This window comes from Sulfurimonas sp. (assembly GCF_041583195.1).
Classification (GTDB): Bacteria; Campylobacterota; Campylobacteria; order Campylobacterales; family Sulfurimonadaceae; genus Sulfurimonas.
The window spans coordinates 104,020-129,071 of the sequence record NZ_JBFHGL010000004.1 but is presented as its reverse complement, the minus strand read 5'-3'; the positions used below and the strand labels follow the sequence as shown (position 1 = coordinate 129,071).

Below are 25,052 nucleotides of genomic sequence, written 5' to 3'. Positions count from 1 at the left end.
ATTACAGTAACCCGCTCATTTGATAATGAGAATCTTTCATTTTGTTTTTTAACTCTTTCGTAAGACTTTTATTTATCCACTTAATATTTCCAAGACTTTCAGAAAAATCTTTATAGCTTAGTTCTAACATATACGGCTTTATCGTTTTATAAAATTCGTAAGGGTCTTTCTCAAGTTTATTTATAGCCTTATCGACTAACTTTTTTAACGATACAAACTGTTCCTTATGCTTAAGCAACGTTTCTTCTTTCGTATACAATGCATCGATCACCAAGAGGTCTAAGTCACTCTTTGTAGAAGCTATGTTTTTAAAACCTTGTTTTTTAAGCTTTAGATCGTATGGAGTGTATGTAACGATTATAGTAGGCTTTTGGAGATCTTTAGAATTAATAGAAGATATGTATCCCTGATCACGGTTTATATAGTTTATTTTTTTATCTTGTAGTTTGTACTTTTTTATAAAACCTTTTAGCAATGTATTGTTTATAGAGTCCATTTCCAAATATGCATCGATCTCTTCTGTAGTATTTTTTAGAATATCTATTGATACGTTGCTCATAACTATATCTCCGCCGTAAGAGCGATCAAACAAGATTATAGGCATAAGTGAAGCATCTTTTTTTGAAAGTACGCTGTGTTCATACTGTGTACCTACATATGCATCTGCATTCCCAGCTTCGTAAAGATACATGTTTTCACTTAATGATGTAACGTGTAACAGTTTTATATTTAAAGGCTTTAACCACCCTTTTTCTTTTGCGTAATAAAGTGGTGAATAACCTATCCATGTTGAAGCAGATACTTTAAGTTTTTTTTCTTCCGTTGATGAACAAGATGTAAGTAAAAATATAAGTGATAGAAATAAAAATATTTTTTTGTACAAAGTAAATCCCCTTTTTAAATGAGAACATATTTATATCATAAATATCTATAAAAGTAAAATATTTAATAACATATAATAATATGTGTGATTTTTTTGGCAAATTGACATATTTTTGAGAATTAAAAAGATAATTTATTAATATTACAATATGAAAATCCATATAGATATAGATTGTTTTTTTGTTAGTGCCATACGTACAATAGATCCCAGCCTTGAGCATAAAGCCGTAGCTATAGGCGGGAGAAGCGATACTAAAATATTTGACAATGAAGCTAAAAACCAAACCGTGAATTTAGAAAACTCAGGAAGCTTCGTACCAACTTTTTACAAAGCTTACGAGGCTAAAGATGATGACTTAAATGCCTTTAGAGATAGTGACGGAAAAATACGCGGTATCTTAACAACATCCAGCTATGAAGCACGCTCATACGGCGTTAAAACTGCTATGCGCATTGAGGATGCACTAAGGTTATGTCCACATCTGATCATCAAAGCACCAAACATGTCTTTATATCAAAAGTTATCACATAAATTGCATGAGTTTCTACAGACAAAGATCCCTTTGATAGAACAGGCAAGTATAGATGAGTTTTACGGTGATTTAAGTGGCTGGATAGAAGATGAGGATGTCGAAGAGTTTATAGATAATTTACGACATGAGATAAAAAAAGAGATTAATCTTCCGGTATCTATAGGTGCTGCAAAAACTCGTTATATTGCAAAGATGGCAACATCTTATGCAAAACCGTTTGGATGTAAACTTATAAATAAACATAATTTTGACAAAATTATAAATCCTATAAAAGTGGAAGACTTTGCAGGTATAGGCAGAAGCATGTCTAAACGATTAAAAGATGCACAGATCCATACACTAGGTGAATTGCGTAAACGCCGCGGCACATTAGAAAGCTGGGGACCTTATGCGAAAGAGCTTTACAAACGTGTAGAAGGTTTAAGTGATGCCCCTATACAAACAAAGCATGAAAGAAAAAGCATAGGAATTTCACGCACTATTGAGCCTGTTTATGACAGGGTTGAGCTTAGACGCCGCGTACATATACTTGCCCGTCATCTAAATTTCGCCATTCAAAAACTCGGTGTTATACCGACTGTTTATCACCTTGGAATAAGGTATGAAATGAATCAAAAATCTCATAAGAACATATCTTTATGTGAGCGTTTTACTGAGAAAAAATTTGATTCTCTTTGTATATCTTTGTTTAACGAAGCAGATATACACAAACGGCTTTGTGTCATAAGACTTAGTATAAACTGTTCAAGCTTTACACAGCACTCCAGAAAGGAGCTATCACTCATAAATTTTGCGGATGAGGAAAAAATGGAGAAACTTACAAAACAAAATCAAAAACTAAGAGAAAAATATGGACTTGATATGTTAAAATGGGGTAGTGAATTATAAAAATAGAGAGATAATATAGAATGCTTTTAGAACAGTTTCGTTCATTTTATTTTAAAAACTATCCTGATGACATGGAACAACTTATTGAATATTTTGCAATTTTCGGCGGACTTGATGTAGAACTTGACACATCTATGCATATAACTGAGCTTATACGCTTGCATATATTTGAGAATTTTGATGTATTATCAAGACAAGTTGAAAGAATTACCTATAGTGATCCAATAAATATTAGGCTTTTAAAAGCTTTGGCCGTAGGTGACAGAAGAATATTTTCCGCTTTTAAAAGAGCGGGACTTAACAACTCTAACGGCGGAGCTGCTTTAAAGTATCTTCAAGAGCGCGGTGTGGTAGAAGTTGAATATTCAAGAGAAACCCATCCAAGAGAGTTGCAAGATACTAAAGTGAAAAGGGAACTTGCACGTCATAGAATATCTGATAAGGTATTATTTACACAGCCGTACTTGCGTTTTTGGTTTTATTTTATATCTCCTTATAGAAAAGAGATAGAATTAGGGGAATATGATAATTTCTTCGAAGCATTTAATGAAAAACAAAATCAATATACATCTTTAGTTTTTGAAGAGTTATCGGAACTTCTTTTAAACTACAATCTTAGAGATGCACAAATACTCAGCAGCGGGAGTTACTGGGATATGAATATGGAGATAGATATACTGACACTTACAGATAACGGGAGTATATATGTAGCCGAGTGTAAATGGACAAACCACAAAGTGAACAAAAAAGAGCTAAACAAATTACAAGACAAATGTGAGAAACTGGATATTGCCCCAACTCAGATAATACTTTTTTCTAAACGCGGTTTTTCCAAAGAACTAGCTGGAATGGCAGGAAAAGATTTAGCACTTTATAAAGCAAGTGATTTTGAAGCGTTACTAAAAAGTAGATAGCTTTAAGATACTATTCTTAAAGCCTCATACGCTTCTTGCAGAAGCTGGAACTTCTGCTTATAATGTGTAACCATATGCGGTGCTTCGTGTATTATCTTATCAGGGTGATAAACCTTTGCTAACTTTTTATAGCTTTTCTTGAGTGCATCTTGGCTTGCACCAATAGGACATTCTAAAATAGTATAGAATTTTTTGTTTTTATCATCTTCAAAATCTTTACACAGATCTCCAAAACTATACGAAGCAAAATCACTGTATAACTTACTCATAAATTTATTATCGTATGTATACTGAATTTGGTAATGTAGTATGTGTCTTTTATTTAAAGCACGCTCTAATCTAGCCTTTGCCTTATGATCACTCACATCAATTACTAAAGAGACATCTGTCCCTTTCTCAACATAAACTTCCAGTTGTGAACGTAAATATGCTAAAACCCAAGCATTTGGATAATCTAGTGATATTAAAACCGTATTTTTATCGTATGCATAAAGATTCACTTTTACAACTTCCGGCTCTTCTAACTTGTCTAATTCAATTCTAATGGGTTGAGTACCGTACTTCAACATAGATCGTAAGAAAAATTCATGCTCATAATCATGAACCTCTGCATGGTGACGTGAAAGTTCACGCAGAAAATCTTCGCGTACATCTTTTAAAGTTTCATTTCTAAATACCAAAACAGCCTTTGGTAAAAAAAGCATTCCGCGTGAATGACAATTTAAAAACTCTTTCATCCAAGATGTATTTAATGTTTCAAATCCAGTTGTGATAAGTATAAGGTTATTACGTAAAACTATATCCATATTCCTACCTTTTATAGATTTTTCCTAATTTTAAAGCATTTTTTATTCCATTTTTATAAAAATATCATATTAAAAATAATAAAAAAGTTTAAACTTCAGCTAGTATTTTTTTTGTATAATTGCGAATATATTATAACGAGGACTTACTATTGCTTGAAAATGTAAACGAAAAGTGTGCTGTTGTAGGTGTATTTGGTCATGAGGAAGCTTCAAAACTTGCTTACTTCTCACTCCATTCACTACAACACCGTGGTCAGGAAGCCGCTGGAATCTCTTCAGCTGATGATAAAAAACTACATACAATCAAAAAAAGAGGTTTAGTTACACGTGTTTTTGATGAGCAAAAACTAAAAACTTTAAGTGGTTCTTCTGCTATAGGACATACTCGTTACTCTACTGCAGGTGATGACTCGATCTTAGATGCACAACCTGTTTTTGCAAGATATGATTTAGGTGAAATGGCAATTGTTCATAATGGTAACCTTACAAATGCAAAAGAGGTTCGTGATGATCTGATCAAGCAAGGTGCAATATTTCAGACATATATGGATACTGAAAACCTTATTCACCTGATCGCAAAAAGCTCAAAAGAGAAACTTCTTGATCGTATTATAGATGCTGTTCAAAGAATAGAGGGTGCATTTTCTTTAGTATTTTTAAGTCGTACTAAAATGTTTGCAATGCGTGATCGTCACGGTTTTCGTCCTCTAAGCCTTGGACGTTTACAGAATGGTGGTTACATAGTAGCTAGTGAAACTTGTGCATTTGATTTAGTTGGTGCAGAGTTTATTCGTGATGTTGAACCAGGTGAACTGCTTATATTCTCAGAGGGAAAAGAGCCAAAAAGCATCAAAGTTTTTGAGCCAACTCCTAAGCACTGTATATTTGAGTATGTGTATTTTGCAAGACCTGATTCAAATGTATTTGGTAAAAGCGTATACAACGCAAGAAAAGAGATGGGTAAAGAGTTAGCTCGCGTTAAACCTGTTGAAGCTGACCTTGTTATTCCTGTACCTGATGGTGGTGTACCTGCTGCTATCGGATATGCTCAAGAGAGCGGCATCCCTTATGAAATGGGTATTATGCGTAACCACTATGTGGGACGTACATTTATTGAGCCAACTCAAGAGATGCGTGATCTAAAAGTTAAAATGAAACTATCACCTATGGTTGATTTGATCAAAGGAAAACGTGTAATAGTAATCGATGACTCAATAGTTCGCGGAACTACATCTCTTAGAATTGTAAAAATGTTAAAAGAAGCAGGTGCAAGTGAAGTTCATATGCGTGTATCTTCTCCACCAACAACTGATCCGTGTTTTTACGGTGTTGACACACCTGATAAAGAAAACCTGATCGCTGCAAATATGAGTGAAGATGCTATATGCGAATATATTCAAGCTGACTCTTTAGCATATATAGATGAAGCTGCACTACTAAGAAGTGTTGGTGCTAAAGAGGGTGATGAGCACTATTGTACAGCTTGTTTTACAGGCAAATATATTGTTTAAAGTAGCTAGATAGTTTAATGCAACAACAAATCTATACATTTGGAAACTATCTAAAAGATAAGTTTTCAACCAAAGTATATAAAGTCGGTATTAATATTTCCGGCTTCACTTGCCCAAATATTGACGGAACCGTTGCAAAAGGTGGATGCACCTTTTGTGAGAATGACTCTTTTAGTGCATCTACAGGTGAGACGAAAGAGTTAAAAGGTTTTCATCTTAATCTTGACTCTAAAGAAAATCCATATTTAGAAAAACAACTAGCTCAGCTTGAATCTCAATTTAACGCTATTAGCAAAAGGCAACAAAAAGAGTACGGAGCTGAAAAGTTTTTAGTATATTTTCAATCATTTACAAACACATATGCACCATTTCCTACTCTAAAAGCTCTTTATGATAAAGCCTTGTCATTTGAGAATGTTGTAGGTCTAAGCATAGGTACCAGAAGTGATTCAATTACGGATGAGACATTAGAGTATTTAGCTGAACTAAATAAAACAAAAGAGATCTGGATAGAGTTTGGAATCCAGTCTATATATGATGAGACACTAGATCGCATAAACCGCGGTCACAGCAGTGCAAACGTAAAAGAGTGGATTTTAAAGTCTAAAAATGCAGGTCTTAACGTATGTGGTCACCTGATTTTCGGACTTCCTGGTGAAGATAAAAAGATGATGCTTGAAACGGCAAAAGAAGCGTATGAATGGGGAATAGATTCCGTAAAATACCATCCTCTATATGTTGTAAAAAAAACAGCTCTGGCAAACGAATACACTCGAGGAGACTTTACACCGATCAGTGAAGTAGATTATTTGGATGTATTAGTTCAAGCCCTTGTAATGAAACCTTCAAATGTAAGTGTTCAAAGAATAACTGCCGGAATAGACGATGATTCACTACTTGCACCTGAGTGGTGCCGTAATAAAAACAACCAAGTAAAAAATATAAATAAAGCACTAAAAATGATAGGGTTAAAATACTAAAGTACTATTTAAAATCCAGTGAAAACAGATGAGATCCATCTTTATAAATGTAAGATAATTTTATCTTGTGTTTATCTATAATCTTTTTTACAATATTTAACCCAAGACCATAACCTTTTGATGACCTTGAGTTTTCTTCCTGGGTGAAAGCTTCAAGATAGTACGATATATCATTTACCAACTTATCACCTTTATTTTTAACTGTTACCTTACTTTCATCAGCAGTTATATATACCGGATATGTTGTAGTATATTTTATAGCATTATCGATAAGGTTTTTTAGTGCCAATGATAGATAATTTAAATCACCATCTATAAAAAAATTCTCTTTAATATCTATACTTATTTTTGATTCGTCTTCTAAAATAAGTCTTGAAAGTGCCTCTAAAATCAATGTCTCAACTTTAAATCTTTCTTGATTTACCTCATCTACCGCATGAAGTTTTTCTATCTCTAAAAGCTCTGCACTTAAACGCTCTAATTCACTAAACGATTTTTGAATAATAGTTTTTGATTCAGAATCTTCAAGAGTTTCAGTAGCGAAAAAACCTTTTGATATAGGTGTTTTTAACTCATGGCTTATATCTCTCAAAAACTCTTCTCTTGAAGTTATTAAATTTTGTATATTTTGTGCCATCATATTATATGTAGCGGCTGCATTACCGATCTCATCATTACTTTTAACCTCTATTTGGCCAAAATAGTTTCCATTAGCAAAATTTTTCATTTTGCTGATCAACTCTTTTAAAGGTGCTAATATTTTTAAAATAATTAAAAAAATAGCAATGAGTACTATTATGTCAAATACAACTAGTATATTAAGAAGCCACTGTTCTTGAAAACTTTTTTGAAGTTTATAATCAATAAGTAAAATGGTATCGTCCATATATTGTATAAATAAAATGTACTTATTATCTGTTGTTTTTAAAATTTGAAGTTTACCGAATGAATGGATCTGCTTTAAGATCAGTTCCGTTTTTTTATTATAAGAAGTATCTACTTTGGTTAGATTTAAAGTTCTAAGTTTATTCTCTATCTGATTCGGATTTGAAGTTGCTAGAAGTACAAATATCTCCTTTGCATCTTGAAGATACTTTTGTGTAATAAGAGCTTCAATCCTAGTGGTATTTATACTATCCATTTTATAACCGATTACAATCATAAGAGATAGGCTGATCAGAAAAAGAATGGTGATTTTTTTGAAAATAGACATCTATTATCCTATAAATTTATATCCAATACCCCAGACAGACTTAATATACTGAGCCTCTTTCGCATCATCTCCTATTTTATGACGAATATTACTTATATGGGTATCTATGGTTCTTGCTTTTGTATCGTACTCTAATGTAGTTGCATTTATGATCTGCTCTCTTGAGACATTTTTTCCTCTATTTTTAATCAAGAAAATAAAAATTTCAAATTCTATTTTAGTAAATTCTATAGGATAACCGTCCATCGACACACTATAAGCTTTTTCATCTACTACAAAATCTGAAATTTTTAAACTGCTGCTTTTGTTATAACGGCTAAGTACCGCTTCTATTCTAAGTACCAATTCTCTTGGTTCATACGGCTTTTCCAAATAGTCATCAACACCAAGTTCATAGCCGTATATTTTATTTCCAATATCACCTCTTGCAGAAGAAATAATTATGGGTATATCGAGTTTCTCTTTTATAGCTTTTGCTACATCAAAGCCATCCATTTCAGGGAGCATCAAATCAAGAATTACAATATCAAAAGGCTCTTTTTGAACCAAGATGGACTCAATTGCATCTTTAGGATTAGTATATACAACAGTTTCAAAATCATAGTTTTTCAGATAGTTACTTATTAAAGTTTGCATTTGTAAATCGTCTTCAATTAGTAATACTTTTTTACTCAACTTCCCACTCCTGCATATACTTTACAAAACGCTTCTTTTGTTTTGGAGTAAGTAATCTGTGAACTTTGACAAAAAAATCAGCTTGTATCTCGACAGATAAATTTTTGAGATTGTTACTTAACCTAACAAACTCATCTCTGTCAAATTTCTCTGATAAGAAAAGCTTTGAGATTTTTTTTCTAATTTTTTCACTCTCTTCATGAAACTCTTTATGCTCATGTTTAAATTTTTTCACTATATGTTTGATCTGTTTGTATTGATCATTATTTAGATTTAGATAGCTAACATCCAAAGGTAGATGATACTCTTGACGTTCATATTCATCATACTCATCATGATCTGCAAAAATAGGTGATATAACTAACAAAAAAACAATTAATAATCTCATATCAACTCCCTAACTCAGGCATTTTAATATTACCATCTTCAATCAGACCTTTTTCTACATCCATATGACAACTTTTGCAGTTTGCTTTAGTTTTAACTTTCTCACTTTCAAAATATTTTTTATCTATATCTTTGTGTCTGCTTTTCCAAAAAGGTGTTTGTGTTATAGCTATAGTATCTTTATTTTCCAAAGTTTTCAATATATTTACCGAAGCTTCGCTTGTTGAGTCTTCTGCAGAATTATTAAGCAAGTATCTCAAAATATTCTGGGCATCTTCACTTTCTAATGATGCATCGTCACCAAAATGATTTTCAAGATCAGCCATCATAATATTCCATGATTTTTTTGGAAGTAGTGAGGGAGGATATAAGGTATGACATGAGGCACATTCATCTACAAAAAGAGTGTTCTCCTTTTTGTAGTCTATAACCTCGTTATATCCTAATGTTACGGGGTTGTCTTTTACACTTAAGATATATATCAATACATATATGCTTAACCCTATACCAATTATAGATAGCAATATTTGCAAAAATGAAAGTTTAGTATCTTCACCTTCAATATTTTTATACCCTTTAACTATGGACTCTAAAGTTCCTCTTTTTGAATGTAATAACTTATCAAACAACACACCTGCTATATGGGCACCAATCAGCAGATATAACAGCCCGCCTAAAAACTCGTGAATCTCCTCAAAAAGTTCCATCTCTCTGAAATACGAACTGTGCAAAAATGCAAATACACCACGATTTTCCTGTATACCATATGTTAAAAATCCTGTTATTATAAGTAATAGCAGAACAATTAAGATAGCAACCATCGTATATCCAGCTGCAGGGTTATGTCCTACATATTCTTTTTTAGGATTAAACATAGAAAATATATACTCTTTTAAAGGGTATATACTAAGATTGAAATCGCTGAATTTTGAATATTTCGGACCTATAAATCCCCATATAACTCTATATATAACCAATACTCCAATAGCACTGCCAAAAGCGACGTGCAGAGTTAGGTATTTATCCCATTCAGAACTTATAAATGCACTGATAACAAATATAACAAGCAAGGCATGAAAAATACGTGTCGGCAAAGTCCAAACATATGTTTTCATCATATACCTCCTAATTAATCATCCCATCTTCCGTAGTTTGGAATGTCTATATATCTCTCACCGTATATACCCCTATCGGCACTAGTATGACAAGCCTTACAGTTTGATATTGATTTAACATCTTTTTGCTCAATCAGGTCTTTTCTTATACCTCTGTGTTCTTTTCTAAAATACGGTGTATCAGATACGGCGATAGGTGTTTCACATGGTCTTATACTATTGTTGATTTTTCTGCTTCTTTTATAATTTGTAAACTTATCTGCCGAATTATTTACTAGATATCTTAGTATTTTTTGATTATCTTCAGGCTCAATGGTTGCATCTGTATCAAAATGGTTTTCCAAATTATCCATCAGCTTTACCCATGAACGCTCAGGCAATAAACCGGGCTGATATGCAAAGTGACAACTTGCACACTCCTTAATATAGAGTTGATTAGTTACAGGTGCTACACCTTTATATCCTCTATGTCCATAATCATCATCTGCTAACAAACCTGTACTTAGTACTACTAATGTTAATATTATTGTTTTCATCTTTTATCCTTTTACTTTGTTGAGATGTATGTCAGTACATCACCTTTCTCTTTTTCAGTCCCTTCTCTGTTATAAACATCTTTAAAGTTACGGCGTAACCATTTTTTTATACTTTTAACACTACTTAAACGCTCTTTATTTGTATTTGGTGAAAGAGGTTCTATAGTTTTTCCTGTAAAAAAGTTTTCACCTTTTTTTCTCAAATTGTTTGAATGACAACTCTCACAAGATATCTCTTTTCCTTTTTTACCTATATGTTTAGAAGTAAAGATAATCTCTCCACGTTTAGCATCAAAACCTTTAAAAGCAGGATCTGTTTTTTGAACTTCTGATTTCAAAGTCTCTATGTATGAATTTACTTCATCACTATTAGCATATATAGACAATGTTAAAGATATTATCAATATCAAGCTTTTCATTTTCTCTCCTTATATTTTGATACTGATATAGTATTACTATAGTGTCAAGTTATAAGGATATTTACTTGACAGTTTCTTGACATTTAAAAGTTGGGAATTTTATAAAATTAAAAAGAGAGAAGAAAGATAAACTTTAATGTTAATTAGTGACCGTATACTTTTGCGAACTGAGATACGTTTTTAAAATAAGCAGGGTAATCAAAATGAACTCTAAACGATTTTGCCTGACCCGGTTGTAAGTTTTCAGCTACAACAAAAGTTTTTACAATATGTTGAGGCCTGTAAAGTATATTTGCCCCTCCTCCGAAAAACTCAGCAAATCCGCTAGGTGTAAAAAAGCTAGCCCTAGCGCCCATTTGGCGTGCTTTATTTACTATTTTTACTTCAAGTGTAACTTCACCTATAGGATAATTACCCTCATTTCTAACTATCCCTGTATACACAATCTTTTCAATACTGAGTAGTCGTTTGTTATCGAATTTGTAAAGTTCTACATGCTTTGTATACTTATCTACGGCTAATATAGAGAATATAGAAAATAAAATCATAATAATACTTAAAGCAATTATGAATGTTATTCTTATTTTTCTTTTCTCTTGTTTTTTTGCAACAACTACACCGACAATATAGATAACAAGAAGTACAGCTAGTGTAAGAAAATGCCAAAAATTAAACAAAGTCATTATTTGCAGCTCGCTTCCAGCCCAACTTCGTATTCATTTGAATAGCTAAACGGTTCTATAAACATTTTGAACTCTTTTGTCTGATTTTTTTGAATATCTTGTATAACAATCGACGATATTTGTATTGGTTTTAATCTTAATATGTAATTTTTATATTCATTTGGTGTTTTTCTATAGGCTGTAGCTATTATTTTACAAGCATAAAAATCAACTTCTGAACCATTTGTAATCTTACCTTCTACTACTATGGCTTTTGTAAATTCAAGTTTTTGTTCTCTGAGGAGTTCTACATGATTTTTAAATAAAAACTTGTGCATCTCTATATAACCAAGTGTCGGCCCCAATAAAAGGATCAAAAAAGCGATTGAGACTATAAGTCTAGATACATTTTTTTTCGCTCTTAGTATAACCCCCAAGATCATTAAAACTATGAAAAGAATAAACACACTTGCAAATAATATGTAATCTTGAACAATCAAATTATCTATAATTGCATCTATGTTTTTTCTCATTCTAAAGCTCTAGTCTTTTCTCGAATTTTTTTCTGCTATTCCACTCATGTTAAATCTGCGTGCCAGTTCTTGTTTTATACGATCAGGAGAGATATTTTTAGCTGCTAAGGCAACTAACATATGGTAAGTCAGATCAGCAGCTTCGTAGATCATCTCTGGCTCATCGTTGTCTTTATAAGCAAAAGAGAACTCACCTGCTTCTTCAACTACTTTTTTAAGTATAGTGTTATCCCCTTTACTTAAAAGTTTTGCTGTCCAAGACTCACTTGGATCTGCATTTTTACGCTCTTGAATCGTATGGTAAAGTGTGTCTATAACTCCATAAATAGCTTCAGAGCTTACTTCTGATTCACTAGTAGCTTCACCGGATTCTAGTTCTGTAAAGAAACAAGATTTTCTTCCCGTATGACAAGCTACACCCTCTTGAGTTACCTTTATAAGAAGAGTATCGTTATCGCAGTCTATATTAAATGAATGAATTGTTTGAATATGTCCACTGCTCTCACCTTTTTTCCAAATACGCTGTTTTGAACGTGAAAAATAGTGAGCAGTTTTTGTTTTAAGTGAGAGTTCTAGCGCTTCTTTGTCCATATATGCCATCATCAAAACTTCATTTGATTCAACATCTTGAACAATAACAGGAAGAAGCTCTTGCTTCTCCCAATCAACTCTGTTTAAGATCTCTTGCATTATTGAGCCGTAGTTCTTTGTTGTTTATTTTTCATATCAACCCAGATATTTGGAGTTGATCCACCAGGAGTTAAGAAAATTTTAGCATCTTTATTTACTTGAAGTGCTTCGTTAAACTTACCTTGAACTTGGATCTGCTCTAATTGTAAAAGTTTAGATGTTAAAGATTCTGCAATAATTTTATTTGCTTTTGCTTGAGCTTTTGCTTCAATAGTTACTGCATCTGCTTTACCTTGAGCTTCAATACGTTTTTTCTGAGCAATACCCTCAGCTTCAGCTGCACGTTTTAGCGCTTCTTGTTTTGCACGTTGAACCTCTTGTTCTGCACGTTGAACTTCTTGTTTTGCAACTTGTACACGCTCGATCTGCTCTTTTACTTTAGGAGGCAAAATGATCTCGCGAAGTTGAATAGACTGAAGATCAGCTGGTGAATTTTTTAAACTTTCAATGTTGTCGCGAATACCCTTGTCGATCTCTGCAGCTATTTGGTTACGAAGCTGTGGTAGAGATTCTGCATCATACTTACCAACAACAGTTCTTACTATGTCACGAACAACAGGATTGATAATCTTGTCTTCCCAGCTAAATCCCCAGTTTGAAATTGTCTGAGCGGCAAACTGTGAATTAAGTCTGTACTGAACAGTAAGCTCAATTGAAACAGGAAGACCGCGTTTATCTAAAACTGTAACTGCCGGTTTTGCATTGATACCTGCACTGCTACCCCCGCTTGCTTCAATTTTTGAAGCATAGTTAATAATACGTACACGAGTATCAACTACATACACTTTTTGAATAACAGGTATTACAAAATGTAGACCAGGAAGTAAAGCATCGTTAGAGTACTTACCGTTAGTACTTAAAATACCGCGCTCACCCTCTTCAATAATTGCAAAAGGTTTAGATAAAACTAATAGTAAAACCACTGCTATTAAGAAATAGATCATACCGGCTTTTCCACCGCCGAAATTAAGATCCATCTTAGGCATCTCAGGACCTTTTCCTGAACCACCTCCGCCAGAGTTTCCTCCGCCGCCAAAACCACCGCCTTGTGATTTTTTCTTATTAAAGTAGTCGTTCATATCTGAAGCCATTTTTATATTCTCATTCATAATTTTTTCCTTTAGTCAATATACGTTAGGTAGTGCTCATATTTTTTATTGCGACCAAACACTATATCAAAGTAAGTGCTTTGAAGTTTCTCAGTGATTTCACCACGACTTCCACAACCGATCTCTCTAGCATCTACTATACGAACAGGCGTAATCTCAGCAGCTGTTCCTGTTAAGAATGCTTCATCAGCAATATATGCTTCTTCACGAGATATACGTCTACGCTCAACTTTATAACCCATATCTTGAGCTATCTCAATAACAGTTTTTTGAGTTATAGACACAAGTGCGTTATCACTAGGTGGAGTTACAATAACACCATCAACAACCATAAAGAAACTTGCACCACTTGCTTCAGCTACATAACCTTGGTCATCTAAAAGAAGTGCTTCATCATAACCACAGTCAATTGCCTCATACTTAGCCATTTGAGAGTTAAGATAGTTTGCAGTAGCTTTTGCCTTACCCATATTTGAAGTATTAGCAGGACGAGTCATAGAAGCAATTTTTAGTTTAATACCTTTTTTTAGTCCTTCTTCACCTAAGTATGCTCCCCATTCCCATGCACTCATTACAGTCTCAACAGGCGCATTTTTATGATATACACCCATAACACCATAGCCTAGAAAAGCAAAAGGACGGATATAAACATTATCACCTGTAAACTCATTTTTCCTAATTAAATCAATTTGTGCTTGATTCATCTCTTCTACTGAATAAGGAATATCAATAAGCGTCATCTTAGCAGATTCTTTAAGTCTCTTAGTATGCTCATTTAAACGAAAGATCGCATAACCTTTTTCAGTTTTATAAGCTTTTGTTCCTTCAATTACACCATTACCGTAGTGGATAGTATGTGATAAAACATGTACTTTAGCATCATCCCATGCTACAAATTCACCATTCATCCAAATATATTTGGCAGCGTCCATTTAGTCTCCATATATCTATATATTAAAATTGATGCTATTTTATCCAAAATACTATTTATTATGTATTAGATAAACAGTTAGACAAAATGTTTTGTAACCAAAGTGAAATAAATAAGTTATAAACTTCAATAGTTTAATAAGGAAAATAAGTGCAAGAAAATATATTAATTGTTGATGATGATAGCGATATATTAGAATTATTAGAATATAACTTAAGCAATGCCGGTTACGATGTCATAGGCTGTTTAAACACTAAAAATGTAAGACGTGTACTTCAAGAAGAAGATATTGATCTAATCATAATGGATAGAAATCTTCCTGATATTGAGGGATCTACATATATAGAGATGTTAAGAAGTAAAAATATAAACATCCCAGTTATATTTTTAAGTGCTAAAGATAACCAAGAAGATATTAATGAAGGTTTTTTAAAAGGCGGTGATGACTATATAACTAAACCTTTTAACATTGATGAACTTCAACTGCGTATAAAAGCTGTACTAAAACGTTACAAGATCAACACTAAAGAGACTCAAAAAGAGTTAGTATATAAAGACATAAAACTCGATCTTAATCTGCACAAAGCAAGAATCGGTGAATATGAGATAAACCTCACAAAACTTGAAATCACTCTTATGCATATACTTATTATAAACAAAGGCAAAGTGCTAGACAGAGATTTTTTAATAAATAACATCTGGAAAGACAAAAAAACTATGAACAAAAAAACGGTCACAGTAGCCATGAAGCGTCTTAAAGAAAAAATAGATCCTTTCAAAAATAAAAACTATATAAAAACTATTCGCGGTGTCGGTTACCTTTTAAATTAATTCCATTTTGTAACCATTTAGCAACATATCTGTAATCTGACATATATAATATTCTAACTATGAAAAGTTTACTACCAAAAGTGTGGCAATACAATCTTGAAAAACTTGATTTTGCCTTCCAACCTATTTTAAATATAAACACTGGCGACATTCATGGAGTAGAAGCCCTTCTTAGAAACTATGAAGATATAGGCTACACTACTATTTTTAGTCTTTTTGATGATGCCTTTGCAGATAACATACTCTATAGCCTAGACATAGCACTAAGAGAAAAAGCTATAAAAAAATTCACCCAAATACAAGACTACAAAAATTTAAAACTCTTTTACAATCTTGACAACCGCCTCTTTACTATGAAAAACTTTGAGTCGGGAAATACTGCTGAGATTATAAAAAAATACGACATTTTAAAAGAAAATATTTGTTTTGAAATCTCGGAGAGACATGAAATTTTAGGGGATGATTATCTTCAAAGAACCCTATCACACTACAAAAATGAAAACTTTTGTATAGCAGTTGATGATTTTGGTGTAGGGTATTCAGGCTATAAACTACTTTACGACAGCACTCCTGATCTAATAAAGATAGACAGATTTTTTCTCACTAATATAGAAAAAGACGTAAAGAAAAAACTTATGGTCAGAAGCATAACACACCTTGCTATTCAACTAGGCATAAAAGTTGTAGCTGAGGGTATTGAAACTAAAGAGGAGCTTTTAACTTGTAGAGATATAGGCTGTCATCTTATTCAAGGTTATTTTATTCAGCATCCAACTTTAGATACAGACGAAATATCTAAAAATTATAAACATATAACTAAATATGTCAAAAAAAATTCACGCTCAAACCATGTAAAAGATCATATAAAATCTAACCTGCTAAAAGTAGACCCACTCAAGATAAACACATGTATGAGTGAAGTCTTCGATTATTTTAAAATGCATCAAGGTATAACTATTGTTCCTGTTGTAAATAACAACCAAGAACCAGTTGGAATACTACACGAAGATGAAGTAAAAGATTTTCTCTATTCCCCATTTGGACGTTCATTGTTGCTTAATAACGGTTCTAAAAAATCAAAACTTAAAAATCTTCTCAGACCATGCGGAAGTACAGATATAAATTCTGATACTTCCACCATAATTGAGCTTTTCTCAAATGATGCAGATTCTGATGGGATCATAATTACAAAAAACTCAAAGTACTATGGTTTTTTATCTGCAAGGTCTATTATTAATATAATGAACGAACAAAATATATTGCATGCAAGAGAGCAAAATCCACTTACAAAACTGCCTGGAAATTCTCTAATTGAAAAATTTATAGACGAGGCAATATCTTCAGAAGAGACATATCTGATGTGCTACTTTGATCTGGATAACTTTAAGGCCTTTAACGATGTATACGGTTTTAGAAATGGAGACAGAGTGATCCAGCTATTTGCAGATATTCTTCGTAAAAACTTGGACAGTACTTTTTTTAAAGCACATATAGGCGGTGATGATTTTTTTGTAGGTGTTAAATCAAACAACAATATTACATGTTCAAAAGCATATAGCTCAGAGTGTACTCATAATGGACAGAAATGTCTTAACCAAAGCAGTTGCTGGAAAATACATCATATTGAAAATCTTATACACAAATACAAAAACGATGTAAAAGAGTTTTATACACCCGGTGATAAAGAAAACGGATACATCACATCTAAAGATAGGGACGGAAATGAAAAAAAATTTGATCTATTAACTGTTAGCGCATCTATAGTTGAAATAAATAAAAGCTCAACAAATAGAGACAAAAGCCTGCTTGATTATGTACTTAGTACCCAAAAAAAAGTTGCAAAACAGAGTGATAAACATTTCTCTGTTTGTTCACTTTTATAAGCTTTAAACCAAGGAGATATAATGATAGATATACAAAAAGAGATACATGATAAATACCCAAATCTTAAAAACAATAAACTTCTAAATTCTTCACTCTCAAAGTTTGCAAAAACAGTAATACATGAAAATACTATAAATGAATTTCTAAAAGTTCATGATCATCTAAAAGGGTTTGAATTTGTAGAGGCTGTTTTAGAATACTTCAACTTCAGTTTTTCATTATCTGAAAAAGAATTAGAAAACATCCCTACAACAGGCCGTGTTGTCATAATTTCAAACCACCCTCTAGGTTCACTTGATGCTTTTGTTCTTTTAAAGCTAATCGGTAAAATCAGACCTGATGTGAAAATAGTCGCTAATGACTTTTTAGCACAGTTTAAATCGATTGAGTCTCTACTTATTACTATAAATAACTTTAAAGACAAACAGACAAAAGAGTCTATCTCTAAGATATATTCGCACTTGCAAAATGACGGTGCGCTTATTATATTTCCAGCTGGAGAAGTAAGCCGTATGACGCCCAAAGGTGTTAGAGATACAAAATGGCAAAAAGGTTTTTTAAAGTTTGCTACTAAAACTGACAGCCCTATTCTACCGATCTATGTTGGAGCCAAAAACTCTAAAACATTTTATTCAGTCAGTACGCTAAACAAAAAAATATCTACACTACTTTTATCGCATGAGATGTTTAAACAGCAAAACAAACATATAAATATAAATGTAGGAGAGTTGATTCCTAGTGAAAATATACATCCGCCTTCATTAGAAACAAATGGTGTTGTAGAACTTTTTAAACAACATGTATATCAGTTAAAAAAAGGCAGACCGTTATTTAAAACTCAAAAAGCAATAGCTCATCCTGAGAGCACAAAACTAATAAAAAAAGAGCTCAAAGAAGCTGAACTTCTTGGTAGCACGAATGATGGTAAAAGTATATATCTATATTCAAATACCGAAGAGTCTATAATACTAAAAGAGATCGGCAGACTTCGTGAAGTAGCTTTTAGAAAAGTCGGTGAAGGTGCTAATCAAAGACGTGACTTAGACAAATATGATAAATACTACAAACATATTGTTTTATGGGATGATAACGATTTGGAAATAGTAGGTTCTTACCGTATAGGTGAGTGTAAAGAGATTATTGAATCTCACGGAATAGAAGGACTTTACAACTCAACACTTTTTAACTTCTCAAATAAGTTTGAAAAAATGCTTCCCGATTCTATAGAGCTTGGTCGTAGTTTCGTCCAGCCTAAATACTGGGGGACTCGCGCACTTGATTACCTTTGGTACGGGATCGGCGCTTATCTTGCTAAAAATCCGCAAATAAAATATATGTTTGGTCCTGTAAGTTTAAGTGCATCATATTCACCAATGTGTAAAGATATAATATTTAACTTTTTTGACAATTACTTTGCAGATCAAGATGCTCTTGTAAGATCAAAGTCTCCATACAGTTTTAAAACAGATGAAGATTTGCTAAACATACTCGATAAAGAACTTGTATTTAACAACTATAAAGAGGATTTTAAAACGGTAAAAAAACTTCTTAGAAACTTCGACTGTTCAGTTCCTGTTTTATATAAACAGTACGCTGAACTTTGTGAGGAAGGCGGTATAAAATTTTGTGCATATAATATAGATGAAGATTTTGCTTCATGTGTTGACAGCTTTATTGTTGTAGATATATCTAAAATAAAAGATGCACAAAGAAAAAGGTACATAACCAAAAGGAGTTAAAATTGAACTATATGTTTAATTTAAAACATATAGTCATAAAAATAATCAACTAAGTGTTTATAAATATTACAAATATTCTTTAACATCAAAATAATCTTATATTTTTAATAAGTTTTAATTTTAATTGGATAATATTCTAACAATTTAAATATTACCAAGGATTATCACATGGATAGAAGAGATTTTTTCAAATCATCTCTTGTAGCCTCAGCAGCGATAATGGGGACATCTCTAAATGCTGGTGTTACAACACAACCTATTGATTCAAGAAAAGTATCGACAATGGCTTTTCCTGAAAAAAAACCACTTATTACTTATTCTGACAGACCACCTCTTTTAGAGTCTCCTAGAAGTACATTTACTCAAGCTTTAACTCCAAATGATGAGTTCTTTGTTAGATGGCACCTTCCGGATATTCCAACACATATTGACCCGGATAAGTATACAATCCACATTAACGGTCTAGTTAATCAAGAGTTACATATCTCTTTAAATGATCTAAAAACAAACTTCGAACAAGTTGAAGTTGATGCAGTACTACAATGTGGTGGTAACTCAAGAAGTGCATTCAAACCGATCGCTGGTGGTATCCAGTGGGGTAGCGGTGCTATGGGTTGTGCTAGATGGAAAGGTGTAAGACTTTCAGACATCTTAGCTCGTGCAGGACTAAAAAGAGAAGCAAAATTTATTGGTTTTAACGGTAGAGACAATGCAGCTTACTATGAAACTCCAAACTTTGTTCGTGAAATGGAACTTCATGAACTAGATGATCACGTTATCTTAGCATATGAGATGAATGGTGAAGATCTTCCATACTTAAACGGATTTCCTTTACGTTTAGTTATTCCTGGATACTATTCAGACAGTTGGGTTAAAATGATCTCTAACATTACAGTTACTGATAAGTATAAATCTTTATTCTTTATGGATGTAGCTTACCGTGTACCTGATAATGAAACTGAGAGTGAAACTCCAGAAAACAAATTCAAACCTACTAAACCTATTACAAACATGAATGTAAAATCTGTTATAGGTTATCCTGAAAACGGTGATAAAATCTACCATAACTCACACGTAGTTGTTCGTGGTGTGGCATGGGATGATGGTCACGGTATTAAAACTGTTAAAGTTTCTACTGATGGTGGTGAAACTTGGGAAGATGCTTTAATCAAAAAAGCTGGACGTTATGCTTACCAAGCATTTAGATTTGCTTTTAAACCAACTAAATACGGTAAAGTAAAAATTATGGCTAAAGCTATTGACAACTTAGGTAATGAGCAGCCATTAGCTAAAAACGTACTATGGAACCACGGTGGATACAAATATAACGGTATCGATGAAGTTACAGTAGAAGTGATATAGGGAGTATATGATGAAAAATATTTTAACAAAAACTTTAATAGCAGCAACATTAAGTGCAGCTCCACTTCTAGCTCAAGTTAAGGGTGATGTAGCAGTACCTTATATCCCATATGAAATTAAAATGGGTAAAGGTTTTGATGCAGTTCAAGCAAACTGTCTAATGTGTCACTCTTTTGGTTACATCATAAACCAAGGTCCTCAGTCTTATGAATTTTGGGCTAAAAAAACACAAAAAATGATTACTCACTTTAAAGCACCTATTGCTGATGAGGATGCTAAAGCTGTAAACGACTATCTATTTGAACACTACGGAAACGGTAAACAAAAATAATCTTCAAACTCCCTTTTGGGAGTTAAACCTTTCACTACTACCATCAAAACCTTATAATTTACAAGATATACAATTTATAAAATATTGTTTTTTTGACTACTTAATTAACACTATAATTAATAAATAATATTATTTTTTATATAATAATCTATTAGGGAGTTAAAATGAATAAATTATTATTTTCAACCATAGCTATAGGAACAATAGTATCAAATACTTTTGCTGGAGCAGATATTGAAGTATCAGTTTCAAATTTCAACGCAAAATCTCACGAGTACGTGTATGATGGTACGTATTCATTTGATGGAAGAAAGATTAGTGAACTTGTATGGGAAGCAAAAAATGTTTCACTCTTAGGTCTTGGATTAAAATATTCTTTTTTTAATAATTTTGCTTTGTTTGCTAATTACAAGCATAATTTATCTGATACTGATGGCACTATGGATGATTATGATTGGTTAGCAGTCGATCCTACTGTAAGAACACATTGGTCACATCATGATAGTACTGACGTAACAAAAGTCGAACTTATTGATATTGGCTTAAAATACATTTTAAAATTTTCTGAAAATACGCTTGATGTAGATTTTACATTAGGATATAAACAAGAGAAACAAGATTTTAAAGCTTATGGTGGGAGTTTTGATTATTTTGGAGTTAAGTGGACTGAGCCTGATAGTAAGCTGATGATCACCTATAAACAACAATATAAAGGTCCATATTTAGGAGCATCAATTAGTAAAACCGTTAAAAATTTTAACTTAAATGCTGGGATTCGATATAGTGCATGGATTAAGCCAGAGTTTTCTGATACACATCATCAAAGAATACCACCTTTTACGATCTCAACTGATTTTGATAATGCTAAAATGGTTACATATAATGTTGGTACATCATATAAGCTAAATGACAATAATATATTTTCTTTAGATTATGAATATACAAAGTATGAGCAAGAAAGAGGACCTTATTTGAGAACTGACTTTATAGAGCCGTTAGCTAATTCTCTTGGTATAGAAAGTAAAAATAATTTACTGACATTTAACTACAACTACCTTTTTTAAAAATTTAATAGTATATACTTACTCCAAAGTGGCAGTAGTTTTACTGTCATACTATTAAAGCTTAACAGCTTCCTCATACATAGCATTAGCAGTTTTTTCCATCTCAACTACGATATGACTTAAATTTAACTCTTTTAAAGACTCCTGTTCTTCATACTTATTTACTTTAACAATTGTTTTAGCATTTTCTCTAAGATCATTCACACTTTTACAAATATAATGAAGTTTTTTAGAGTTTCCTACAGATATAATCACAGCGTGAGCTTTTTTTATATTTACCGATTCTAGTACACTCTTTTGAGAGGCATTTCCAAAAATGACTGGACGATTTTGTTTTCTTGCTTTTTTTACACTTTCAATATCGTTTTCTATAGCTACATATTTCATATTATTTTTTCGCAAAAGTTTAGATATATTTTTTCCAAGTCTTCCATAACCGATTAGTACAATATGATCCGTTAATTTTTCTTCATTTTCTAAAGATGAGTATTGCTCAGATTCTTCAGTAGTATAGTCAAAAACATCTACTATTTTAGATATATTTTTCAATACAAAAGGAGTCAATATCATAGATATCACGACCATAACTATAAGTACTTGACCAAGTACCGGATCAATTAAATTTTTTGCAAAAGAGAGCTCAAAAACAACTAATCCAAACTCTCCTAACTGAAAAAGACTAACTGCACTTTTTAATGCTATTCTTGAGTCAGTTGCAAATTTAAGCAATGTAAATATAATAGCTATTTTAATCAAAATAACTGCCGGTAATACCAATAAAATAGTAGATATGTTTTGATAAATGATTCCAAAGTCAAGCTGCATACCTACAGTTACAAAAAACACGCCAAGAAGCAAGTCTCTAAAAGGTACAAGATCCGCTTCAACTTGGTGTTTGTAATGAGTCTCGGCTATCATCATACCTGCTATAAAAGCTCCTAGAGAATAAGAAAAACCAAAACTATGTGCTAAATACGATGCACCCATAACTACAAGTAAAACCGAACCAACAAAAATCTCATTTGATTTTGTTTTACTAACCTGATGAAAAAACGGTTCAAGCAGATACTTGCCTGTTAAAAACAATCCTAAAAGTAAAATAGCAGCATTAAACAAAGTCTCTAACAGTAATGAAGAAACTGACTTATCCGTAACACTGAAGATAGTGATCATAAGAAGTATTGGTATTACTGCAATATCTTGAAAGAGTAAAATACCCAGAACTTTACGTCCATAAACCTTGCTAATATCTCCATTTTCATTAAGTAGTTTAAGAACAATGGCAGTGGATGATAAAGCTAATGCAGAACCTATAATTATAGAAGATTTGAGGTCAATAGAAAATAGAAGATGCGCTAGTGATGCAAAAAAGACTACCGTTATTATAACTTGAAGTGCCCCATATAAAAACACCTCTTTTTTCATCTTCATTAAATTTCTGACTGAAAATTCAAGTCCTATTGTAAACATCAAAAATACTACACCAAATTCTGCTATCTCTTTTAACTCTTTACTGTGTATAGCATCGTGAAGTTCGAAACTATAAGCTATTATAGTACCGGTTGCTATATAACCTATAATTGTAGGTATTGAGAATCTTTTAATAAAGATATTTAATATTGTTGCAATTAAAATTGAAAAAATTATTATCTCTAACATATATATACCTTAAAAAATATTGATTAATTATACAGTTAGAAAGTAAAAGAGTGCAAAGCTTTAAAAGCTTTGCATTAAGGAATTGAATGAAATCGCCGTCAATGACGGCGTAAAGTTTTTTAGAATTCTATTTGAGCAGTTAACATATATGCTTTGCTGTCAGCTGTATCAGCTTTAGCATTGAATGCATCTTTTTCATTATCTTTAACGATCATGTTAGCTACCCACTGAACATTGTGGTTTTGTTGCCAAGCGACACCGGCAATTAATGAAGTTTGTTCTCTTTCATCTGAACTTACTTGCTCTTTATCTGTCCATGAATCGTAACGAGCTAATACTCTATACTCATAGTTATCTCCTAAACGGAACTCACCGTTCACTGAGTAACCAGAACCAGCTTGAGCAGATACGAAAGTATTGTTCTCAGCTGTATCTTCAGATTTTACATACTGAGCAGATACTAAGAATGAAGGCATATTATATACACCGTGTACACCGTAGAATACTAGATCATCATAATCATCAGCGAAACCACTTGCACTTGCTTTATGCTCTTTGTTGTATTGACCAAAGAAAGAAGCATCCGCGTAAGTTTTCTTAGTTTGCTTGTCTTTACCGTTTACACCCATTAAGTGAGCAGTAAGTCTCCACTCTAAACTCATACCGTTTCCAGCTTTATCACTAGCTTCATCATCATTGAAGTCTGAGTGGTAACCTTCACCGTTGAAAATACCGATATCAGCATCGAAATATTCTGTTTTAGTTTTAGTCATAATACCAAAGTCAGCTGAGTTAGATAAGTCTCCACCGTTTTTAGCTTCGATTAATACTTTAGAAATATCACGGTAGTACCAAGCATTGTGCTCTTCATAGTCATGCCAAGGTCTGTGTGCCAAACCAACTTCAACACCAGTATTTGGTAACACATTGTTTAAGTAAAGGTATGCATATTTAGCACGAACAACCATATCACTCTCAGCATTTTGGTGCATATCTAAAGTTACACGGTAGTAAGATTTTGGATCATCTAATAGGTATGCTTTTAATTGAAAATAAGCACGTCTAAGCTCAAAGTTTGTTTCATTTGGATTTGCAACTCTATCTGCATAACGATTGTGAGTTAAACCAATATATGTTAAACCACTAAATTTTAGTTTATCAGTATGAGAGAAAACAGGTGTAGATTTATGCCCCATCTCCAATGGTTTACGATCTGATGCAGATTTAGTAAATACTTGACCATTGTCATCTACATAAAACTTTGTATCTTCTGCGCTAACAGATGAAGCAGCTATGCTTAATACAGCGATAGTTGAAAGAACGATTTTTTTCATCTTTTATACCCTTGTGTTTTTAATTTCCGAAAGTATATCAATACAACGGTTACGAAATGGTTAC

At 32.6% G+C, this 25,052-nt stretch carries 25 protein-coding genes; 10 read left to right on the top strand and 15 right to left on the bottom strand.

Translation table 11 applies throughout. From position 1 onward, the window contains the following. Position 1: 1 nt before the first annotated feature. Positions 2 to 883: a hypothetical protein gene (locus ABZA65_RS05495; RefSeq protein WP_373071485.1), complete on the bottom strand. Its 882-nt coding sequence runs from the start codon at positions 881 to 883 to the stop codon at positions 2 to 4. Positions 884 to 1,031: 148 nt separating this feature from the next. Between ABZA65_RS05495 and ABZA65_RS05490 the strand changes: the two genes are divergently transcribed. Together ABZA65_RS05490 and ABZA65_RS05485 are read left to right on the top strand one after the other, a co-directional pair. After that, positions 1,032 to 2,303 carry a DNA polymerase IV gene (locus tag ABZA65_RS05490; RefSeq protein WP_373071483.1) on the top strand — a complete coding sequence of 424 codons (1,272 nt, stop codon included), beginning with the start codon at positions 1,032 to 1,034 and terminating at the stop codon, positions 2,301 to 2,303. Between the two features lie 20 nt (positions 2,304 to 2,323). Beyond that, a complete protein-coding gene (locus ABZA65_RS05485; RefSeq protein WP_373071481.1) occupies positions 2,324 to 3,217 on the top strand; it encodes a DUF234 domain-containing protein in 894 nt (297 codons plus the stop codon). Between the two features lie 2 nt (positions 3,218 to 3,219). Here ABZA65_RS05485 and ABZA65_RS05480 read toward each other — a convergent pair whose 3' ends face one another. Further along, the gene (locus ABZA65_RS05480) at positions 3,220 to 4,023 is read right to left on the bottom strand and encodes a J domain-containing protein (protein ID WP_373071479.1); all 804 of its coding nucleotides are present in this window, start codon (positions 4,021 to 4,023) and stop codon (positions 3,220 to 3,222) included. A gap of 149 nt (positions 4,024 to 4,172) precedes the next feature. Here ABZA65_RS05480 and purF point away from each other — a divergent pair, with 149 nt between their 5' ends. Beyond that, entirely contained in the window at positions 4,173 to 5,534 is a 1,362-nt protein-coding gene (gene purF / locus ABZA65_RS05475; protein WP_373071477.1) for an amidophosphoribosyltransferase, read from the top strand. 17 nt (positions 5,535 to 5,551) lie between these two features. Beyond that, positions 5,552 to 6,514, top strand: a complete 963-nt coding sequence (locus tag ABZA65_RS05470; RefSeq protein ID WP_373071475.1) for a TIGR01212 family radical SAM protein — start codon at positions 5,552 to 5,554, stop codon at positions 6,512 to 6,514. A gap of 4 nt (positions 6,515 to 6,518) precedes the next feature. Here the strand turns inward: ABZA65_RS05470 and ABZA65_RS05465 are convergent, their stop codons facing one another. The 11 genes from ABZA65_RS05465 to ABZA65_RS05415 form a co-directional block, all read right to left on the bottom strand. Further along, complete coding sequence (locus tag ABZA65_RS05465) at positions 6,519 to 7,727, bottom strand: ArsS family sensor histidine kinase (protein ID WP_373071473.1); 1,209 nt, start codon at positions 7,725 to 7,727, stop codon at positions 6,519 to 6,521. A gap of 3 nt (positions 7,728 to 7,730) precedes the next feature. Continuing rightward, entirely contained in the window at positions 7,731 to 8,402 is a 672-nt protein-coding gene (locus tag ABZA65_RS05460; RefSeq protein ID WP_373071471.1) for a response regulator transcription factor, read from the bottom strand. Further along, complete coding sequence (locus tag ABZA65_RS05455; protein ID WP_373071469.1) at positions 8,395 to 8,790, bottom strand: Spy/CpxP family protein refolding chaperone; 396 nt, start codon at positions 8,788 to 8,790, stop codon at positions 8,395 to 8,397. The genes ABZA65_RS05460 and ABZA65_RS05455 overlap by 8 nt, the downstream gene beginning before the upstream one ends. A gap of 1 nt (position 8,791) precedes the next feature. Then, positions 8,792 to 9,907, bottom strand: a complete 1,116-nt coding sequence (locus ABZA65_RS05450; protein ID WP_373071467.1) for a cytochrome b/b6 domain-containing protein — start codon at positions 9,905 to 9,907, stop codon at positions 8,792 to 8,794. Positions 9,908 to 9,918: 11 nt separating this feature from the next. Then, positions 9,919 to 10,440, bottom strand: a complete 522-nt coding sequence (locus ABZA65_RS05445) for a diheme cytochrome c (protein WP_373071465.1) — start codon at positions 10,438 to 10,440, stop codon at positions 9,919 to 9,921. An 11-nt stretch (positions 10,441 to 10,451) separates the two neighbouring features. Continuing rightward, positions 10,452 to 10,859, bottom strand: coding sequence for a DUF1924 domain-containing protein (locus tag ABZA65_RS05440; RefSeq protein ID WP_373071463.1), 408 nt, complete (start codon positions 10,857 to 10,859; stop codon positions 10,452 to 10,454). 143 nt (positions 10,860 to 11,002) lie between these two features. Further along, positions 11,003 to 11,542 (bottom strand): DUF2393 family protein, encoded by a 540-nt coding sequence (locus tag ABZA65_RS05435; protein WP_373071461.1) that lies wholly within the window; start codon positions 11,540 to 11,542, stop codon positions 11,003 to 11,005. Beyond that, a complete protein-coding gene (locus ABZA65_RS05430; RefSeq protein ID WP_373071459.1) occupies positions 11,542 to 12,054 on the bottom strand; it encodes a DUF2393 family protein in 513 nt (170 codons plus the stop codon). Before ABZA65_RS05430 ends, ABZA65_RS05435 begins: the two co-directional genes overlap by 1 nt. A 9-nt stretch (positions 12,055 to 12,063) precedes the next feature. Next, on the bottom strand, positions 12,064 to 12,744 hold the full coding sequence (gene hisIE, locus ABZA65_RS05425) for a bifunctional phosphoribosyl-AMP cyclohydrolase/phosphoribosyl-ATP diphosphatase HisIE (RefSeq protein WP_373071457.1): 681 nt from the start codon (positions 12,742 to 12,744) through the stop codon (positions 12,064 to 12,066). Further along, entirely contained in the window at positions 12,744 to 13,835 is a 1,092-nt protein-coding gene (locus ABZA65_RS05420) for an SPFH domain-containing protein (protein WP_373071632.1), read from the bottom strand. The genes hisIE and ABZA65_RS05420 overlap by 1 nt, the downstream gene beginning before the upstream one ends. Positions 13,836 to 13,864: 29 nt before the next feature. Further along, positions 13,865 to 14,785, bottom strand: a complete 921-nt coding sequence (locus tag ABZA65_RS05415) for a branched-chain amino acid transaminase (RefSeq protein ID WP_373071455.1) — start codon at positions 14,783 to 14,785, stop codon at positions 13,865 to 13,867. 149 nt (positions 14,786 to 14,934) lie between these two features. On the opposite strand from ABZA65_RS05415, the gene ABZA65_RS05410 reads away from it, so the two are divergent. The 6 genes from ABZA65_RS05410 (at position 14,935) to ABZA65_RS05385 (ending at position 21,995) form a co-directional block, all read left to right on the top strand. Then, positions 14,935 to 15,615, top strand: coding sequence for a response regulator transcription factor (locus ABZA65_RS05410; protein WP_373071454.1), 681 nt, complete (start codon positions 14,935 to 14,937; stop codon positions 15,613 to 15,615). 59 nt (positions 15,616 to 15,674) lie between these two features. Beyond that, positions 15,675 to 17,498, top strand: a complete 1,824-nt coding sequence (locus ABZA65_RS05405; RefSeq protein WP_373071452.1) for a GGDEF domain-containing protein — start codon at positions 15,675 to 15,677, stop codon at positions 17,496 to 17,498. A 21-nt stretch (positions 17,499 to 17,519) separates the two neighbouring features. Beyond that, positions 17,520 to 19,238: a lysophospholipid acyltransferase family protein gene (locus tag ABZA65_RS05400; protein ID WP_373071450.1), complete on the top strand. Its 1,719-nt coding sequence runs from the start codon at positions 17,520 to 17,522 to the stop codon at positions 19,236 to 19,238. 168 nt (positions 19,239 to 19,406) lie between these two features. Beyond that, on the top strand, positions 19,407 to 20,600 hold the full coding sequence (locus ABZA65_RS05395) for a molybdopterin-dependent oxidoreductase (protein WP_373071448.1): 1,194 nt from the start codon (positions 19,407 to 19,409) through the stop codon (positions 20,598 to 20,600). Positions 20,601 to 20,610: 10 nt separating this feature from the next. After that, complete coding sequence (locus tag ABZA65_RS05390) at positions 20,611 to 20,931, top strand: sulfite:cytochrome C oxidoreductase subunit B (RefSeq protein WP_373071446.1); 321 nt, start codon at positions 20,611 to 20,613, stop codon at positions 20,929 to 20,931. A 164-nt stretch (positions 20,932 to 21,095) separates the two neighbouring features. Then, positions 21,096 to 21,995 carry an omptin family outer membrane protease gene (locus tag ABZA65_RS05385; RefSeq protein WP_373071444.1) on the top strand — a complete coding sequence of 300 codons (900 nt, stop codon included), beginning with the start codon at positions 21,096 to 21,098 and terminating at the stop codon, positions 21,993 to 21,995. Positions 21,996 to 22,049: 54 nt separating this feature from the next. On the opposite strand, the gene ABZA65_RS05380 is transcribed toward ABZA65_RS05385, so the two are convergent. After that, on the bottom strand, positions 22,050 to 23,654 hold the full coding sequence (locus ABZA65_RS05380; RefSeq protein WP_373071442.1) for a cation:proton antiporter: 1,605 nt from the start codon (positions 23,652 to 23,654) through the stop codon (positions 22,050 to 22,052). A 119-nt stretch (positions 23,655 to 23,773) separates the two neighbouring features. After that, positions 23,774 to 24,988, bottom strand: coding sequence for a hypothetical protein (locus tag ABZA65_RS05375; RefSeq protein WP_373071440.1), 1,215 nt, complete (start codon positions 24,986 to 24,988; stop codon positions 23,774 to 23,776). Between the last annotated feature and the right edge of the window lie 64 nt (positions 24,989 to 25,052).